The organism is Nocardioidaceae bacterium SCSIO 66511 (assembly GCA_023100825.1).
In the GTDB taxonomy this organism is placed as follows: Bacteria; Actinomycetota; Actinomycetes; order Propionibacteriales; family Nocardioidaceae; genus Solicola.
Window position 1 is genome coordinate 877,334 of sequence record CP095846.1, and the last position, 18,096, is coordinate 895,429.

16 protein-coding genes are annotated in these 18,096 nt (G+C 66.6%); 15 read left to right on the forward strand and 1 reads right to left on the reverse strand.

Translation table 11 applies throughout. From position 1 onward, the window contains the following. Positions 1-62: 62 nt before the first annotated feature. Positions 63-1,313: an isochorismate synthase gene (locus MU582_04055; protein ID UPK75823.1), complete on the reverse strand. Its 1,251-nt coding sequence runs from the start codon at positions 1,311-1,313 to the stop codon at positions 63-65. 58 nt (positions 1,314-1,371) lie between these two features. Here MU582_04055 and MU582_04060 point away from each other — a divergent pair, with 58 nt between their 5' ends. The 15 genes from MU582_04060 to nuoN all read left to right on the forward strand — a co-directional run bounded on the left by MU582_04060 (position 1,372) and on the right by nuoN (position 18,084). After that, positions 1,372-2,067: a demethylmenaquinone methyltransferase gene (locus MU582_04060; GenBank protein UPK75824.1), complete on the forward strand. Its 696-nt coding sequence runs from the start codon at positions 1,372-1,374 to the stop codon at positions 2,065-2,067. A 406-nt stretch (positions 2,068-2,473) separates the two neighbouring features. Beyond that, positions 2,474-2,833: an NADH-quinone oxidoreductase subunit A gene (locus tag MU582_04065; GenBank protein ID UPK75825.1), complete on the forward strand. Its 360-nt coding sequence runs from the start codon at positions 2,474-2,476 to the stop codon at positions 2,831-2,833. 1 nt (position 2,834) lies between these two features. Continuing rightward, complete coding sequence (locus MU582_04070) at positions 2,835-3,389, forward strand: NADH-quinone oxidoreductase subunit B (GenBank protein ID UPK75826.1); 555 nt, start codon at positions 2,835-2,837, stop codon at positions 3,387-3,389. Positions 3,390-3,484: 95 nt separating this feature from the next. Then, the gene (locus MU582_04075; protein ID UPK77104.1) at positions 3,485-4,156 is read left to right on the forward strand and encodes an NADH-quinone oxidoreductase subunit C; all 672 of its coding nucleotides are present in this window, start codon (positions 3,485-3,487) and stop codon (positions 4,154-4,156) included. Further along, entirely contained in the window at positions 4,156-5,490 is a 1,335-nt protein-coding gene (locus MU582_04080) for an NADH-quinone oxidoreductase subunit D (protein ID UPK75827.1), read from the forward strand. The genes MU582_04075 and MU582_04080 overlap by 1 nt, the downstream gene beginning before the upstream one ends. Beyond that, the gene (gene nuoE / locus MU582_04085) at positions 5,487-6,248 is read left to right on the forward strand and encodes an NADH-quinone oxidoreductase subunit NuoE (protein ID UPK75828.1); all 762 of its coding nucleotides are present in this window, start codon (positions 5,487-5,489) and stop codon (positions 6,246-6,248) included. Before MU582_04080 ends, nuoE begins: the two co-directional genes overlap by 4 nt. Beyond that, positions 6,245-7,552: an NADH-quinone oxidoreductase subunit NuoF gene (gene nuoF / locus MU582_04090; protein UPK75829.1), complete on the forward strand. Its 1,308-nt coding sequence runs from the start codon at positions 6,245-6,247 to the stop codon at positions 7,550-7,552. The genes nuoE and nuoF overlap by 4 nt, the downstream gene beginning before the upstream one ends. Next, positions 7,549-10,005, forward strand: a complete 2,457-nt coding sequence (locus MU582_04095; protein ID UPK75830.1) for an NADH-quinone oxidoreductase subunit G — start codon at positions 7,549-7,551, stop codon at positions 10,003-10,005. The genes nuoF and MU582_04095 overlap by 4 nt, the downstream gene beginning before the upstream one ends. Further along, complete coding sequence (gene nuoH / locus MU582_04100) at positions 10,002-11,291, forward strand: NADH-quinone oxidoreductase subunit NuoH (protein UPK75831.1); 1,290 nt, start codon at positions 10,002-10,004, stop codon at positions 11,289-11,291. The genes MU582_04095 and nuoH overlap by 4 nt, the downstream gene beginning before the upstream one ends. Next, the gene (nuoI, locus tag MU582_04105) at positions 11,284-11,853 is read left to right on the forward strand and encodes an NADH-quinone oxidoreductase subunit NuoI (protein ID UPK75832.1); all 570 of its coding nucleotides are present in this window, start codon (positions 11,284-11,286) and stop codon (positions 11,851-11,853) included. Before nuoH ends, nuoI begins: the two co-directional genes overlap by 8 nt. A gap of 29 nt (positions 11,854-11,882) precedes the next feature. Then, positions 11,883-12,695: an NADH-quinone oxidoreductase subunit J gene (locus tag MU582_04110; GenBank protein UPK77105.1), complete on the forward strand. Its 813-nt coding sequence runs from the start codon at positions 11,883-11,885 to the stop codon at positions 12,693-12,695. Beyond that, positions 12,692-12,991, forward strand: a complete 300-nt coding sequence (gene nuoK / locus MU582_04115; protein ID UPK75833.1) for an NADH-quinone oxidoreductase subunit NuoK — start codon at positions 12,692-12,694, stop codon at positions 12,989-12,991. The genes MU582_04110 and nuoK overlap by 4 nt, the downstream gene beginning before the upstream one ends. Positions 12,992-13,076: 85 nt before the next feature. Then, positions 13,077-14,933, forward strand: coding sequence for an NADH-quinone oxidoreductase subunit L (gene nuoL, locus MU582_04120; GenBank protein UPK77106.1), 1,857 nt, complete (start codon positions 13,077-13,079; stop codon positions 14,931-14,933). Further along, positions 14,930-16,468 carry an NADH-quinone oxidoreductase subunit M gene (locus MU582_04125; protein ID UPK75834.1) on the forward strand — a complete coding sequence of 513 codons (1,539 nt, stop codon included), beginning with the start codon at positions 14,930-14,932 and terminating at the stop codon, positions 16,466-16,468. Before nuoL ends, MU582_04125 begins: the two co-directional genes overlap by 4 nt. Then, positions 16,465-18,084 carry an NADH-quinone oxidoreductase subunit NuoN gene (gene nuoN, locus MU582_04130; protein ID UPK75835.1) on the forward strand — a complete coding sequence of 540 codons (1,620 nt, stop codon included), beginning with the start codon at positions 16,465-16,467 and terminating at the stop codon, positions 18,082-18,084. The genes MU582_04125 and nuoN overlap by 4 nt, the downstream gene beginning before the upstream one ends. The last annotated feature ends 12 nt before the right edge of the window (positions 18,085-18,096 follow it).

Sequence of the window (18,096 nt, forward strand, 5' to 3'; positions counted from 1 at the left end):
GCGGACTTCTCGTTGTTTTCGGCGCTCCGCAGCACCGAAAAGTCCGCGAACTCTTCAGTACGTCAGCCGCCGAGCGAGTCGCGTACGGGGATCAGCTTGGCCTGGCTCTCGGCGAGCTCGGCCTGCGGGTCGGAGTCGGCGACGATGCCGCAGCCGGCGTAGAGACGTACGGTGTCACCGCAGACGCTGGCCGATCGAAGGGCGATGCCCCACTCGCCATCGCCGTTGCCGTCGATCCAGCCGACCGGGCCTGCGTAGCGGCCGCGGTCCATGCCCTCGATCTCGGCGATCAGGTCGACCGCGGTGGCGGTCGGGGTGCCGCCGACTGCGGCCGAGGGGTGAAGCGCGGCCGCGAGTCCCAAGGACGAGGTCGCGTCGTCGATCACGCCCGCAACGTCGGTTGCGAGGTGCATGACGTTCGGTAGATGGAGTACGAACGGAGACTCGGGCACGTTCATGCTCGAACAATGCGGAGCGAGCGACTCGGCGACGGAGCGAACGGCGTACTCATGCTCCTCGAGGTCTTTGCTCGATCGGGCCAGTGAAGCGGCGAGCCGCAGGTCGTGTGCGTCGTCTCCGGTGCGCCGGATCGTGCCGGCGAGCACGCGCGAGGTGACGAGGCCGCGTTCGCGGCGTACGAGCATCTCCGGCGTGGCGCCGAACAGTCCGTCTACATGGAACGTCCAGCAGGCCGCGTAGCGATCGGCGAGACGCTGCAACGGCCAACGTACGTCGAGCGGGGTCGGTGTTTCGGCAACGAGGTCACGTGCGAGCACGACCTTGTCGAGGTCGCCGGCCTGGATGCGGCGTACGCCGTCTGCGACAACGAGCTCCCACTCGGCGCCGGACATCGAGCCGTCGGCGAAGGTGACGTCGGTCGGCCGCTCGGGTTCGTGGGTACGAAGGTCCGGCGGAGTGGCGAGCGCGCCGGAGCTGACGGTTGTGATCCAGCAGGAGTCGCCGCGGCGACCGACGATGACGCTCGGCACGACGAGCGCCGACTCCCCAGGGGAGTCGGCGAAGGCAAAGGAACCGAAGGCGACGAGCCCCGAGCCCGGCAGCCGGACCTCGTCGCGGATGACGGCGCGCGTCGCGAGGTCGTTCCACCAGGAGTCGGCCTCCGCGAACCTGTTCGCGCCGGACGGGTTGATGGCCGTCGCGCGGCCCCACCCGACGATCCCGTCGGTGTGGTGAACCCACGCGAGCGACTCGTCGCGGGGGAGGAGGGCGAGTAGCGGGCCGGGGTCGTCGATCGGAACGCTTCGCACCACGAGCGGACTCGTGTGCGGAGTCGATCCGGCAAGTTCGGTCACGGAAGAAGAGTACGACCCAGGGGCGTCGTGACGGTCGTCACCGTGACACGCTTGCCGGATGAACCGAGCGGATCTGGACAAGCGACCGGATGAAGTCGCGTCGATGTTCGACGATGTCGCCCGCCGTTACGACCTGACGAACGACGTACTCACCTTCGGCCTCGACCGGCAGTGGCGTTCGCGAGTTGTGCGGGCGATCGCGCCGCGGGCGGGCGAGCGCATTCTCGATCTCGCTGCTGGCACGGCTACGTCGAGTGATCCGCTCGATCGGGCAGGCGCTCGCGTTGTTGCATGCGACTTCTCTGTCGGCATGCTGCAGGTCGGCATGCGTCGGCGTCCCGGTCTCTCGTTCGTTGCGGGTGACGCGATGGCGCTGCCGTTCGCCGATGCGAGCTTCGATGCCGTGACCATCTCGTTCGGGCTGAGGAACGTCGCCGATGTCGACGGTGCGCTCACTGAGATGGCGCGCGTGACGAAGCCGGGCGGGCGGCTGGTGGTCTGCGAGTTCAGCGACCCGACGTGGAAGCCCTTCCGCATCGTCTATCTGGAGTACCTGATGCGTGCGCTCCCGATGATCGCCCGACGCGTGTCGTCGAACCCCGCCTCGTACGTGTATCTCGCGGAGTCGATCCGGGCGTGGCCGAACCAACCCGAGCTCGCCGCGCGGATCGGCGACTGCGGCTGGACCGACGCGAAGTGGCAGAACCTGACGGGCGGCGTCGTCGCCATCCACCACGCCACTCGGGACGCCTAGCTTCGGCCAATTACGCAACGAATACGTACGCTAAATGCCCAGGTCAGCAAGGGATTTCGAGTCGGCACCCCCGGTTCGCACACCTGCCGCGTTCGTCCTAGACTGCACCTACCTATCACCCTTAGTGAAGACATTCACTAACAGCGTCGTTAGCGAGAGGGGCGGATGTGGCACGGCGGTGCCCGCACAGCATGACTCCTAATCACCCCGCCGGCCTGGTTCAAGGCCGCGTCTGCTCATCGGACGCCGGCTCGCGTGCCCCCGCATCCCGCCCGGCTGCGTTGCGGTCGCTCACAGGAGGAATCGGCTTCGGTTTCGCTCCCACGCCTTGCCGGACCGGGCGCGGAACCCCGCTCGCTGATCGACGCCCGATGAACAGACCCGGCCTTGACCAGAGGGCGTCCGCATGAACATCTATATCCCGATCCTGGTGATCGGCGCGCTCGGTTTCGGCTTCGCGTTGTTCTCGCTCGCCGCGAGCGCGCTCGCCGGGCCGAAGCGCTACAACCGCGCGAAGTACGACTCCTACGAGTGCGGGATCCAGCCCACGCCGCAGCCCGCGGGCGGCGGCCGGGTGTCGATCAAGTACTTCATCACGGCGATGCTGTTCATCGTCTTCGACATCGAGATCGTCTTCCTCTACCCGTTCGCCGTCGCGTTCGATGCGCTCGACTGGTTCGCGCTCATCGCGATGGTGCTGTTCCTCATCGACGTCTCGATCGCCTACGCGTACGCCTGGAAGCGCGGCGGATTGGAGTGGGACTGACATGGGCATCGAGGAGAAGCTCCCGAGCGGCATCCTGCTGTCGACGGTCGAGGGCCTTGCGGGCTACTTCCGTAAGGCGTCTCTGTGGCCCGCGACGTTCGGTCTCGCGTGCTGCGCCATCGAGATGATGACGACCGGCGCACCGCGGTACGACCTCTCGCGGTTCGGCATGGAGGTCTTCCGGCCGTCCCCGCGCCAGGCCGACCTGATGATCGTCGCTGGCCGCGTCAGCAACAAGATGGCGCCGGTGCTGCGTCAGATCTACGACCAGATGGCAGCCCCCAAGTGGGTGCTGGCGATGGGTGTCTGCGCCAGCTCCGGCGGCATGTTCAACAACTACGCGATCGTGCAGGGCGTCGACCACGTCGTACCCGTCGACATGTACCTCCCCGGCTGCCCGCCGCGGCCGGAGATGCTGATCGACGCGATCCTCAAGCTGCACGACGACATCCAGCACACCAAGCTCGGTGCCAACCGCGCGGCCGAGATCGAGGAGCAGGAGCAGGCCGCGCTGACGGCGCTGCCGACGTCGCAGATGAAGGGGCTCTTGCGGTGAGCGAGAAGGACGAGCGCAAGGAGCCCGAGGTCGGCACCACGCCGCACGCCGACGACCAGCCGACGAAGGCCGACCAGAACCTCCCCGAGAACACCCTGCCGGCACCGAGCGATGCCACCCAGCTGGAGGTTGTCGACGTACGCGAGGGCATGTTCGGCGTACGCGGCTCGGGCGACACCTCGGGTTATGGGGGTCTCACCCGTCCGGTCGCGATGCCCGGGGCATCGCAGCGTCCGTTCGGTGGTTGGTTCGACGACGTCGCCGATCAGCTCGAGCGGGTCCTCGATGACGATGCCGCCGTCGAGAAGGTCGTCATCGACCGCGACGAGATGACTGTGTTCGTACGCCGCGAGGACATCCTCGGTGTCGTCCAGGCGATGCGCGACGACCCGGACCTTCGGTTCGAACTGTGCAGTGGCATCTCCGGCGTGCATTACCCGCACGAGGCGGGGCGTGAGCTGCACGTCGTCTACCACCTGCTCTCGTTGACGCATAAGCGTCGTATCCGCCTCGAGGTCACCGCTCCCGACTCCGACCCACATGTGCAGTCGGTGGTGAGCGTCTACCCGACCGCCGACTGGCATGAGCGCGAGACGTACGACTTCTTCGGCGTGATCTTCGACGGCCACCCGTCGCTGACCCGGATCCTGATGCCCGACGACTGGCCGGGCCACCCGCAGCGCAAGGACTACCCGCTCGGCGGCATCCCGGTCGAGTACAAAGGCGCAACCATTCCGCCACCCGATCAGCGGAGGTCCTACAACTGATGTCCACAACGGACCCGTACGCCAGCACTCAGGACACCACCGGCGGTCCGGTCTTCACCGTCACCGGCCAGGACTGGGACTCCGTCGTCAAGGGAGTCGACCTCGGCGAAGAACGCATCGTCGTCAACATGGGGCCGCAGCACCCGTCGACGCACGGCGTGCTGCGACTCATCCTCGAGCTCGACGGTGAGCAGGTGACCGAGGCCCGTTGCGGCATCGGCTACCTGCACACGGGCATCGAGAAGAACATGGAGTTCCGCAACTGGACGCAGGGCGTTACGTTCTGCACCCGGATGGACTACCTCTCGCCGCTGTACAACGAGGCGGCGTACGTCATGGGCGTCGAGAAGCTACTCGGCATCGAGGACGACATCACCGAGAAGGCCAGAGTGATGCGCGTCCTGCTGATGGAGATCAACCGCATCTCCTCGCATCTGGTCGCGATCGCGACCGGCGGTATGGAGCTCGGCGCGCTCACCGTCATGACGATCGGCTTCCGCGAGCGCGAGCTGTGCCTCGACATGCTCGAGTTGATCACCGGTCTGCGCATGAACCACGCGTTCATCCGGCCCGGCGGCGTCGCGCAGGACATGCCCGACGGCTCGATCGGCGAGATTCGCGACTTCGTCAAGCTGATGAAGAAGCGGCTCCCGGAGTACGCCGCTCTCTGCAACCAGAACCCCATCTTCAAGGGGCGCCTCGTCGACGTCGGCTACCTCGACCTCGCGGGCTGCCTTGCGCTCGGCATCACCGGGCCGCCGCTGCGAGCGACGGGCTACGACTGGGACCTCCGTCGCGATATGCCGTACTGGGGCTACGACGAGTTCGACTTCGACGTCGTCACCTGGGACACCGCCGACTCGTACGGACGCTTCCGCATCCGGCTCGACGAGATGTGGGAGTCGCTGCGCATCATCGAGCAGGCGCTCGACCGCCTGGAGGGCCTCGAAGGCGCTCCGGTCATGGTCGGCGACAAGAAGATCGCCTGGCCTGCACAGCTCGCGATCGGCGCTGACGGCATGGGCAACTCCCTCGACCACATCCGCCACATCATGGGCGAGTCGATGGAGGCGCTGATCCACCACTTCAAGCTGGTGACCGAGGGCTTCCGCGTACCCGCCGGGCAGGCGTACGGCGTGGTCGAGTCGCCGCGTGGCGAGCTCGCATGCCATGTCGTCTCCGACGGTGGCACGCGCCCGTACCGCGCGCACTTCCGCGATCCGTCCTTCGTGAACCTGCAAGGTACGTCGGTGATGTCCGAGGGCGGCATGGTCGCCGACGTGATCGTCGCGGTGGCCAGCATCGACCCGGTGATGGGAGGAGTTGACCGGTGACACACGAGCTCACCGACGAGGTACGCGCCGAGCTGGGACAGATCATCGACCGCTACCCGCAATCGCGGTCGGCACTGCTGCCGATGCTGCACCTCGCACAGTCGGTCCAGGGCCGGGTCACACCGGAGGCCATCGAGCTGTGCGCCGAGATGCTCGACATCAGCGCGGCCGAGGTGTCCGGTGTCGCGACGTTCTACACGATGTACAAGCGTCGTCGGGTCGGCGACTACCACGTCGGCGTCTGCACCAACACGCTGTGCGCGGTCATGGGCGGCGATCAGATCTTCGAGCGGCTCAAGGACCACCTCGACGTCGGCAACGACGAGACCACCGAAGACGGCAAGATCACGCTCGAGCACGTCGAGTGCAACGCGGCATGCGATTTCGCGCCGGTGATGATGGTCAACTGGGAGTTCATGGACAACCAGACGCCGGAGTCGGCCGTCGAGGTCGTCGATGACCTGCGCGAGGGCAAGGAAGTCCACGCGACGCGTGGTGCGCGCATCTGCACGTGGCGCGAGGGCGAGCGCGTACTCGCGGGATTCTCCGACGACCGCGCCGACGAGGGCCCCGCTGCGGGCCCCGCATCTCTTGCCGGGCTGGAGCTTGCCCGCGAGAACGATTGGCACGCGCCAGGCATGGGCGCCCGCCCGACGTCGCGTCCGGAGCGGGCGACCGCCCGTACCGCCGAGGGTGCGGTCAAGCAGGCCGACACACAGCGCGCCGAGACAGAGACGAAGGGAGAGGTCGACAAGTGACCGATACACTGACTCCCGTCCTCTCGGACAACTGGGACGCCGATCGTCCGTGGACCCTCGACGGCTACGGCCGTTACGACGCCCTGTCGAAGGCGCTCGCGATGGACCCCGACGACCTGATCCAGCTGGTGAAGGACTCCGGTCTGCGCGGCCGCGGCGGCGCGGGCTTCCCGACCGGAATGAAGTGGGGCTTCATCCCACAGGGCGACGGCAAGCCGCATTACCTCGTGGTCAACGCCGACGAGTCCGAGCCAGGTACGTGCAAGGACATCCCGTTGATGATGGCCAACCCGCACGTACTCATCGAGGGCATTGCGATCTCCTCGTACGCGATCCGCGCCGAGAAGGCGTTCATCTACGTACGCGGCGAGGTGCTGCACGTCGTACGCAGGCTGCAGCGCGCCGTACAGGAGGCGTACCTCGCCGGTTACCTCGGCAAGGACATCCTCGGTCGCGGTGTCGACGTCGACGTGATCGTGCACCCGGGTGCGGGCGCGTACATCTGCGGTGAGGAGACGGCGCTGCTCGACTCCCTCGAAGGTCGGCGCGGCCAGCCCCGGTTGCGGCCGCCGTTCCCGGCGGTCGCCGGTCTGTACGACTGCCCGACCGTGATCAACAACGTCGAGTCGATCTCCTCGGTTCCGAGCATCGTCGCCAACGGCATCGACTGGTTCGGCTCGATGGGCACCGAGAAATCGAAGGGTATGACCCTCTACTCACTGTCCGGCCACGTGAAGCGGCCCGGGCAGTACGAAGCGCCGCTCGGCATCACGCTGCGCGAGCTCCTCGACCTCGCCGGCGGAATGCGCGAGGGCAGCGAGCTGAAGTTCTGGACGCCGGGAGGGTCGTCGACCCCCATCCTGACCGCCGAGCATCTCGACATCCCGCTCGACTACGAGGGCGTCGGCGAGGCCGGTTCGATGCTGGGCACCAAGGCGCTGCAGATCTTCGACCAGACCACGTCGATGGTCCGCTGTGCGTTGAGGTGGACCGAGTTCTACAAGCACGAGTCCTGCGGCAAGTGCACGCCGTGTCGCGAGGGCACCTTCTGGCTGGTCCAGGTGCTCGAACGTCTGGAGGCGGGCAAGGGCACCCAGGACGACGTCGAGCTGCTGCTCGACCAGTGCGACAACATCGTGGGTCGGGCGTTCTGCGCCCTCGGAGACGGCGCTGCCGCACCGATCACCTCTGGCATCAAGTACTTCCGCGAGGAGTTCGAGGCCGGTTTGCACACGCCGGCGTGGGAGCTCTTCCCGTACCAGGCATCGACGCTGTTCGCGCAGCCGGAAGGAGCGTCGGCATGACCGTCACCAGCGGACCCGGCGAGCAGGCCGCGCCGCCGGAAGAGCTCGTGACGCTGACCATCGACGACGTCGAGGTGAGCGTCCCGAAGGGCACGCTGCTGATTCGCGCCGCCGAGCTGATGGGCGTCGAGATCCCGCGGTTCTGCGACCACCCGCTGCTCGACCCCGTCGGGGCCTGTCGTCAGTGCCTGGTCGAGATCACCGATGCCGGCAACGGGCGGGCAATGCCCAAGCCGCAGGCATCGTGCACGATCCCGGTTGCGCCGGGCATGGTCGTCAAGACCCAGGTGACGTCACCGGTGGCCGAGAAGGCGCAGCACGGGATCATGGAGTTCCTGCTGATCAACCACCCGCTCGACTGTCCGGTGTGCGACAAGGGCGGCGAGTGCCCGCTGCAGAACCAATCGCTCAGCCACGGGTACGGCGAGTCGCGCTTCACCGAGACCAAGCGGACCTTCCCGAAGCCGATCAACGTATCTCCGCAGGTGCTGCTCGACCGTGAGCGCTGCGTTTTGTGTGCACGTTGTACGCGGTTCTCCGAGCAGGTCGCCGGTGACCCGTTCATCGAGCTGCTCGAGCGCGGTGCCCTCCAGCAGGTCGGCATCTACGAGAATCAACCCTTCGAGTCGTACTTCTCCGGCAACACGATCCAGATCTGCCCGGTCGGTGCGCTGACGAGTGCCGCGTACCGCTTCCGGTCGCGTCCGTTCGACCTCGTGTCGACGCCGTCGATCGCCGAGCACGACGCATGCGGCTCGGCGATCCGCGTCGACCACCGGCGCGGCAAGGTGATGCGGCGACTGTCGGGTGACGATCCAGAGGTCAACGAGGAGTGGATCACCGACAAGGACCGCTTCGCGTTCACCTACGCACGTCAGCCGGACCGCCTCACGCGGCCGCTCGTACGCGACCCCGACACGGGTGAGTTGGAGCCGGCGTCGTGGCCGGCCGCCTTCGCTGTCGCCGCGCGCGGTCTGCAGGCGGCCGAGGGCAAGGTCGGCGTGCTCACCGGCGGACGCCTGACCAGCGAAGACGCGTACAGCTACGCGAAGTTCGCACGCGCGGTGCTCGGCACCAACGACATCGACTTCCGTGCGCGTACGCACACCGCCGAGGAGGCAGCGTTCCTCGGCTCGACGGTGGCGGCGTCGCCACTCGGTGTCACCTTCACCGACCTCGAGCGCGCAAACACGGTCGTACTCGCCGGGTTCGAGCCGGAGGACGAAGCCGGCACGGTGTTCCTGCGCTTGCGCAAGGGCGCCCGCAAGAACGGCGTGCGTGTGTTCGCGATCGCGAGCCATACGACGCGGTCACTGACCAAGATGAGCGGTTCGCTGCTTCGTACCCGCCCGGGTGACGAGGCGTCCGCCCTGGACGACGTCGCATCGAATGCCGAGGTCGCCCTCGACGGAGGCGGCATCATCCTCGTCGGCGAGCGGCTGGCGCAGACCCCCGGTGCGTTGACGGCCGCGCTCGCGCTGAGCCGGAAGACGGGCGCGCGACTCGCCTGGATCCCGCGCCGTGCCGGCGAGCGAGGCGCACTCGACGCGGGCTGTCTGCCGACGTTGCTGCCGGGCGGGCGCCCCGTACACAGTGCCGAGGCGCGTGCAGACGTCGCGGCCGCCTGGGGCCTCGACTCGTTGCCCGCACTCGAAGGCCGCGATACCAACTCGATCCTCGCGGCTGCGCGTGACGGCGAGCTGTCCGCCCTCGTGGTCGGTGGCGTTGAGCTCGACGACCTTCCCGACTCCGAAGCCGCCGCTGCGGCGCTCGATGCGGTCGGGTTCGTGGTGAGCCTGGAGGTACGCGAGAGCGCGGTGACCGAACGCGCCGACGTCGTACTCCCGGTCGCACCGGTCGTCGAGAAGCCGGGCACCTTCGTGAACTGGGAAGGCCGGCACCGTCGCTTCGAGACCGTGCTGGACACCCCGAACTCGCTCACCGACACCCGGGTGCTCGCGGGCATCGCCGAGGAGCTGGGCGACGGGCTCGGCTTCCGTACGGTCGAGCAGGCCGGCGCGGAGCTGGCCGAGGTCGGACGCTGGGACGGCGCACGTACCCCCGAGCCGCAGAGTGCAGGCGAGCCGCCGGCATCGCCCGGCGAAGGCGAGGTCGTCCTCGACACCTGGCGACTGATGGTCGACGACGGTCGTGGCCAGGACGGCGACGACTACTACAAGGCCACCGCGCGCAAACCGGTGCTGCGCGCCAGCGAGGCGACGCTTGCCGGCGCGGGAGTCGGCGACGGCGCCGAGGCAGTCCTCAGCACCGCCGAGGGCGCGATCGCACTGCACGCCGAGATCGCAGATCTACCCGACGGCGTGGTCTGGGTACCGGCCAACTCCGACGGGCTGAACGTCCGCCGAGTGCTCGGTGCCGGAGCGGGAGACGCGGTACGCATCGAACGCGGTGAAGCGGGCGATGTGGGAGCGAACGCGGAGGTTGAGAGATGAGTGATCTCTTCGGCAACGAGACCTTCTGGGTCGTCCTGCTCAAGGCTGTCCTGGTCTTCATCGTCCTGGTGGTGTTCACGCTCTTCAACATCTGGTTCGAGCGGCGCCTGGTTGCGCGCATGCAGCACCGGGTCGGGCCGAACGTACACGGCCCGTTCGGACTGCTCCAGAGCCTTGCCGACGGCGTCAAGCTCGCGCTGAAGGAAGACATCACTCCGACGGCGGCCGATAAGTTCGTCTACTTCCTGGCACCCGTGCTCGCGACCGGGCCGGCGTTCCTCACCTGGGCGGTCATCCCGTTCGGGCCCGAAGTGACGATCCCGTTCACCGACACCCAGACTCCGCTGCAGCTCACCGATCTCCCGGTAGCAGTTCTGTACGTCCTGGCCGTCGCATCGGTCGGCATCTACGGCATCGTGCTCGCCGGCTGGTCGTCGGGCTCGACCTACTCGCTGCTGGGTGCGCTCCGTAGCTCGGCGCAGATGATCTCGTACGAGGTCGCGATGGGCCTGAGCCTGGTCGCGGTCTTCATGTATGCGGGCTCGATGTCGACATCGGAGATCGTCGCGGCACAGGCCGACGACATGTGGTTCGGACTACCGCTGATCCCGTCGTTCCTGATCTTCGTGATCGCGATGGTCGGCGAGACGAACCGCGCACCGTTCGACCTCCCCGAAGCCGAGGGCGAGCTCGTCGGCGGCTTCCACACCGAATACTCATCGCTGAAGTTCGCGCTGTTCTTCCTCGCCGAGTACATCAACATGGTCACGGTCTCCGCGATGGCGACCACGATGTTCCTCGGCGGCTGGCGCGCACCGTGGCCGATCTCCCAGTGGGACGCCGCCAACGAGGGCTACTGGCCGGTGCTGTGGTTCCTCGGCAAGGTGCTGCTGTTCATCTGCCTGTTCGTCTGGCTGCGCGGTACGCTCCCGCGGATGCGCTACGACCAGTTCATGCGCTTCGGCTGGAAGATCCTGATCCCGGTCTCGCTGGTCTGGATCGTCGCGGTCGCGGTCGTCCGACGCATCCGTCTCGACGGCGGCATGGACACCCAGACGGCGATGATCATCGGCGGGGTCGTGCTTGCCGCGCTCGTCGTCGTGATGATGATCCCCGAGCGCAAGACACCCGACGAGCCCGCCGAGGCAGAGTTCGACGCGTTCGCGGGCGGCTACCCCGTACCCCCGCCGCGCGGTCAGGAGCTGTCCTCGCAGGTCGGTAAGCGAAACGACGAGCTCGTGGCGTCTCGGGCCGCGGACTCCACCGAGGAGGAAGGCAATGGCTGAGTCTCGCCCCCGCCTGAAGGAACAGCTGTGGGACCCGATCGCCGGGTTCGGCGTCACGTTCCGCACGATGTTCCGCAAGACCGTCACGGAGCAGTACCCGTTCGAGAAGAAACCGACGGCTCCGCGCTTCCATGGTCGCCATCAGCTCAACCGCTGGCCCGACGGACTCGAGAAGTGCATCGGCTGCGAGCTGTGCGCATGGGCCTGCCCGGCCGATGCGATCTACGTCGAGGGTGCGTCCAACGGCGGTGACGATGAGCGGTTCTCACCGGGTGAGCGGTACGGCCGGGTGTACCAGATCAACTACCTGCGTTGCATTCTGTGTGGCCTGTGCATCGAGGCGTGCCCGACGCGCGCGCTCACGATGACCAACGAGTACGAGCTCGCCGACAACTCCCGCGAGAAGCTCATCTACGAGAAGCAGGATCTCCTCGCTCCACTGCTGCCCGGTATGGAGCAGCCGCCGCACGGCATGCGTCTCGGTGACGACGATGACGACTACTACCGCAACGCCACCCGTGACACGGTCGCGACCGGAACCGACGCGGAGGCAGACGAGTGAACGCCTGGGAAGAGTTCGCGTTCTGGCTGATGGGCGCGATCATGGTGGCGTCTGCGCTCGGCATGGTCCTTGCGCGCAAGGCGGTCCACTGTGCGTTGTTCCTCGCCACGATCATGATCACGCTCGCGATCATGTACGCCGCGCAGGGCGCGCCGTTCCTGTTCGCCGTCCAGATCATCGTCTACACCGGCGCGATCCTGATGCTGTTCTTGTTCGTGCTGATGCTGGTCGGCGTCGACTCCTCCGACTCGATCGTCGAGACGATCAAGGGTCAGCGCCTCCTCGCGGCGTTCGTGGGCATAGTCTTCGGCGTCGTGTTCGCCGTTGCCGTCTCGCAGACCGCAGTCGGTACGGTCGCCGGCACCGATGTAGCAAACGAAGACGGCAACGTCTACGGCATCGCCAAGTACCTGTTCTCCGACTACATGTACGCCTTCGAGCTCACCGGCGCCCTGCTGACCGCCGCGGTCCTCGCCGCAATGGTGCTGGCACATCGCGAGCGCCTGGTGAAGAAGCAGACCCAGCGCGAGCTGGCTGAGCAGCGGATGGTCGACTACGCCGAGTCCGGTAAGCACCCGGGTCCGCTGCCGACACCGGGTGTCTTCGCCCGCCACAACGCCAACGACACCCCGGCACTGTTGCCCGACGGGTCGATCTCGCAGCTGTCCATCTCGCGTACGCTGCGTGCCCGCGGCTCGGTCAAGGGCGCGCTCACCGACGACGTGAACGAGACGATCCGGATGCTCGATCCCGAGGCGCAGGTCGACGAACGCGACGACACCTCGCCGCCGGAAGCCGACGCGCAAGACGACAACCGAGACGAGGACGGTGACGACAAGTGAGTCCCACCTGGTTCCTGACGCTCTCGGCGCTGCTGTTCACCATCGGCGCGGTCGGCGTACTCGTACGCCGCAACGCGATCGTCGTGTTCATGTGCATCGAGTTGATGCTGAACGCCTGCAACCTCACCCTGGTGACCTTCTCGCGCGTCCACGGCACGCTCGAGGGCCAGGTTGCCGCGTTCTTCGTGATGGTCGTCGCCGCCGCCGAGGTCGTCGTCGGCCTGGCGATCATCGTGGCGATCTACCGTGCCCGGCGTTCGGCTTCTGTCGACGACACCAGCCTGCTGAAGTACTGAGGAGAGTGTCTTGACTCATCTCATCGCCAGTTCCGAGCATGCCGGTACGATCGCTCCGGTAGCAGCGGACGGCTCGTTCTCACTGCTGTGGCTGCTGGTCGCACTACCGCTTGCGAGCGCCGCCGTGCTACTGCTCGTCGGTCGTCGGGGCGACAAATGGGGTCATCTGCTCGGCACCGCGGCGCCGCTGGCGTCGTTCGTGATCGGCGTGATCACATTCGTCGAGCTACTCGGCCGCAACGACTCCGATCGCACCGTCTCGCAGAACCTCTTCACCTGGATCGAGGTCGGCGGCTTCAACGTCGACATGGAGATCCTGTACGACCCGCTGTCGGCGGTCTTCGTACTGCTGATCACCGGTGTGGGATCGCTGATCCACATCTACTCCATCGGTTACATGGAGCACGACGAGCGACGTCGGCGATTCTTCGCGTACCTCAACCTGTTCGTCGCGGCGATGCTGACACTCGTACTCGCCAGCGACTACCTGGTCCTGTTCCTCGGCTGGGAGGGCGTCGGCCTGGCGTCGTACCTGTTGATCGGGTTCTGGCAGCACAAGAACTCCGCGGCGGTCGCGGCCAAGAAGGCCTTCGTCGTCAACCGGGTCGGCGACATGGGCATGGCACTCGCGATCATGCTGATGTTCGCGCAGTTCGGTACGACCTCGATGGCCGGTGTCTCCACCGTGGCCGGCGAGGCGTCCAACGCCGCTGCAACGGCACTCGGCCTGCTGCTTCTGCTCGGTGCCTGCGGTAAGTCCGCTCAGGTACCCCTGCAGAGCTGGCTGCTCGACGCGATGGAAGGCCCGACGCCGGTCTCGGCGTTGATCCACGCCGCGACGATGGTGACCGCGGGCGTCTACCTGATCGTCCGGTCGAACTTCATCTTCAACGAGTCGGAAGCCGCACGTACCGCCGTTGTGACCGTCGGTCTCGTGACGTTGTTGTTCGGTGCGATCATCGGTTGTGCCAAGGACGACATCAAGAAGGCACTGGCCGGTTCGACCATGAGCCAGATCGGCTACATGACACTCGCCGCAGGGCTCGGCCCGGCCGGTTATGCGTTCGCGATCTTCCATCTGCTGACGCACGGCTTCTTCAAGGCCAACATGTTCCTCGGCGCCGGCTCGGTGATGCACGGTACGAACGACGACGTCGACATGCGCCATTACGGCGCATTGCAGCGGGCGATGCCGATCACGTTCCTGACCTTCGCGGCCGGCTATCTCGCGATCATCGGCTTCCCGGGCTTCTCCGGGTTCTTCTCCAAGGACAAGATCATCGAGGCCGCGTTCGCCGACAACATCTGGATCGGTCTCGGTGCCGTTCTCGGTGCCGGCATCACCGCGTTCTACATGACGCGACTGATGATCATGACGTTCGTCTCCGAGAAGCGGTGGCGCGAAGGCGTACACCCGCATGAGTCGCCGCGGGTCATGACGGTGCCGCTGCTGGTGCTCGCCGCGCTCTCGGTGTTCGGCGGCGTGCTGCTGCTCGGTAACTGGATCAGCGACTGGCTCGAGCCGGTCGTCGGTCACGAGGAGCACCACCTCGACGTGCCCGTATGGGTGCTGACGGTGTTCGTGCTCGCGGTCGTCGCGGTCGGCATCGTGATCGCCTACTTCCGCTACCTGCGCGACGAGATCCCCGACGTCGCCCCGACGAAGGTCTCGGTGTTCACCAAGGCGGCGCGTGCCGACCTGTACGGTGACGCGTTCAACGAGGCCGTGTTCATGCGGCCGGGTCAGTACCTCACCCGGACCCTCGTCTTCGTCGACAACCGCGGCATCGACGGAGCCGTCAACGGCATCGCAGGTCTGACCGGACGCGCGGCGAACGCGGTTCGTCGCTGGCAAAACGGATACGTGCGTTCGTACGCACTCGCAACCTTTGGAGGCGCGCTCCTCGTGGTGCTCGCAATGCTGGCGGTGAACCTGACATGAGTTTTCCCTGGCTCACTGTTATTGCCGCGCTGCCGATCGTCGGTGCGCTGGTCCTGGTCGCGCTGCCGCGCGGGCGTACCGCTCTGGTCAAGCAGACCGCGATCGGCTTCACCGCCGTCACGTTGGCGGTCGCCATTGCCATGGCGACGCAGTACTCCGCGAGCGACGGCGGCTACCAGCTGACCGAGAAGCATGAGTGGATCGGCCTCTTCGGCGCGTACTACGCCGTCGGCGTCAACGGCATCGGGCTCACCCTGATCCTGATGACGGTGATCCTCACCCCGATCGTCGTACTCGCATCCTGGCGCGACGGCGACACCGGGCGCTGGAGCCCGAACGCCTTCTTCGCTTGGATGCTCGCGCTCGAGGGCCTTGCGATCGGCGTCTTCGCCGCGATGGACGTGTTCTTGTTCTACGTCCTGTTCGAGGCGACGCTCATCCCGATCTATTTCCTGATCGGCGGTTTCGGCGGGGCAAAGCGCTCGTACGCCGCGATCAAGTTCCTGCTGTTCTCGCTCGTCGGCGGGCTCCTGATGCTCGCGTCGGTCGTCGGGCTGTACGTCGTATCGGCCGACCAGGGCGATCCGAGCTTCCTGATCACCGATCTGATGAGCCTCGACATCGGCGAGACCACCGGCCGCTGGCTGTTCCTCGGCTTCATGATCGCGTTCGCGATCAAGGCGCCGATGTGGCCCGTGCACACCTGGCTGCCCGATGCCGCGGCGGCAGGTACGCCCGGAACATCGGTGTTGCTGGTCAGCATCCTGGACAAGATCGGCACGTTCGGCATGATCCGGCTGTGCCTCGGGATCTTCCCGGAGGCATCGCAGTGGGCAAGCCCCGTGGTGATCGTGCTGGCCGTGATCAGCGTCATCTACGGTGCGTTGCTGGCGATCGGCCAAGACGACATCCGCCGGCTCATCGCCTACACGTCGGTGTCGCACTTCGGCTTCATCGTGCTCGGCATCTTCGTACTCAACAGCCAGTCGGCGTCGGGTGCGTCGCTCTACATGTTCAACCACGGATTGTCGACGGCCGCGTTGTTCCTGGTCACCGGCGTCATGATCAGTCGGCGAGGCTCGGCGCGAATCTCCGACTTCGGCGGCGTACAGAAGATCGCGCCGTTGCTCGCCGGGGTGTTCCTGATCGCCGGTCTGTCCAGCTTGTCGCTGCCTGGGTTGTCGCCGTTCGTGAGCGAGTTCCTCGTACTCGCAGGCACGTTCACGCATTCGATCGCGGCTGCCGCGGTCGCGACGCTCGGCATCGTGCTCGCTGCGCTGTACATCCTGTTGATGTACCAACGCACGATGACCGGACCACTGCGCGAGGACAACGAGGGAGTCACCGACCTGCGTCCGCGCGAGTTGGCCGCGTTGGCGCCGACCGTTGTTCTGATCATCGGCCTCGGGTTCTTCCCGCAGCCGCTGCTCGACGTGATCAACCCGGCCGTCTCCGACACGCTCGAGCACGTCGGCGTCCACGATCCTGAGCCCGACCACCCGGCTGCTGAGTCGGCGGAGGAGGCACACCAGTGAGCTCAGCTCTACTCGCAGCGCCCCCGGACATCTCGGGGCCGTCGATCGAGTACTCCGTCATCTACCCGGTCCTGATCGTCTTCGGGGCTGCGTTCGTCGGCGTGATGCTCGAAGCGTTCGCGCCGCGCAAGGTGCGCTACTTCTCGCAGCTGGTCGTCACCCTGATCGGGCTCATCGCCGCCTTCGTCGGCACGATCCAGGTCGCGGCCGGGCTCGACGAGACGTCCGGTGGTGCCGCTTCGGCGCGAGGCAAGGTCGTTGCCGAGGGTGCACTTGCGGTCGACGGTCCGACGGTCTTCATCTGGGGACTCGTCCTCATCCTCGCGTTCGTCAGCATGCTGCTGTTCGCCGAGCGTCGACTCGAGGGCGGACTCACCGCGTTCGCTGGCCAGGCCGCCGCGATCCCCGGCACCGAGGCGGAGCGCGAAGACACCGCACAGCGGGTCGAGCAGACGGAGATCTTCCCGCTCGCCCTGTTCGCCATCGGCGGCATGATGGTCTTCCCAGCGTCGAATGACCTGATCACGATGTTCATCGCGCTCGAGGTGCTGTCGTTGCCGCTGTACGTACTCTGCGGCATGGCTCGGCGGCGTCGCCTCCTCTCGCAGGAGGCCGCGATGAAGTACTTCCTGCTCGGTGCGTTCGCATCGGCGTTCTTCCTGTACGGAATCGCGCTCACCTATGGCTACGCGGGCAGCCTGACGATGGCCGGGATCGCCGATGCAGTCGCGAGCCGCTCGGGCGGTCACAACCTGCTTCTCGCGGGTATCGGCCTGCTCGCCGTCGGCACGCTGTTCAAGGTGTCGGCAGCGCCGTTCCACGCGTGGACGCCCGACGTCTACCAAGGTGCCCCGACGGCCGTCACCGGCTTCATGGCCGCGTGTACGAAGGTCGCCGGCTTCGGCGCCCTGCTGCGGATCTTCTTCGTGGCGTTCGGTGACGCGCAATGGGACTGGCGCCCGATGCTCTGGATCATCGCCGGACTCACCATGGTCATCGGCTCTCTGGTCGCCATCGCGCAGACGGATATGAAGCGCATGCTCGCGTACTCCTCCGTCGCACACGCAGGCTTCCTGCTGGTCGGTGTCGCCGGTGCGGTCGGTGTGACTGCCGATTACACGGGCATCACCAGCATCGAGAGTGTGCTGTTCTACCTGGCCACGTACGGCTTCCCGACGATCGGTGCGTTCGCCATCGTGACGCTCGTACGTGATGCGGGCGGCGAGGCGACGCACCTCTCGCGGTGGGCGGGGCTCGGTAAGGAGTCACCGCTGCTCGCCTGCATCTTCGCGTTCTTCCTGCTCGCATTCGCGGGAATCCCGCTCACCAGCGGCTTCATGGGCAAGTGGGCGGTGTTCGGCGCGGCTTGGGCCGGCGACGCCTGGCTGCTCGTGGTGATCGGCGTGCTGATGAGCGCCGTGGCGGCGTTCTTCTACGTCCGGGTGATCGTGCTGATGTTCTTCCAGGAGCCGACCGGCGAGGGCCCGACCGTCGCCGTACCGAGCTATCTGACCTCGGTCGTTCTCGCCGTGACGGTTGCTGTCACAATCGTGTTGGGCATCGTCCCCGGACCGGTGCTCGAGCTTGCCCAGCATGCGGGCGCGTTCGTACGCTGACCTGCACTTTGA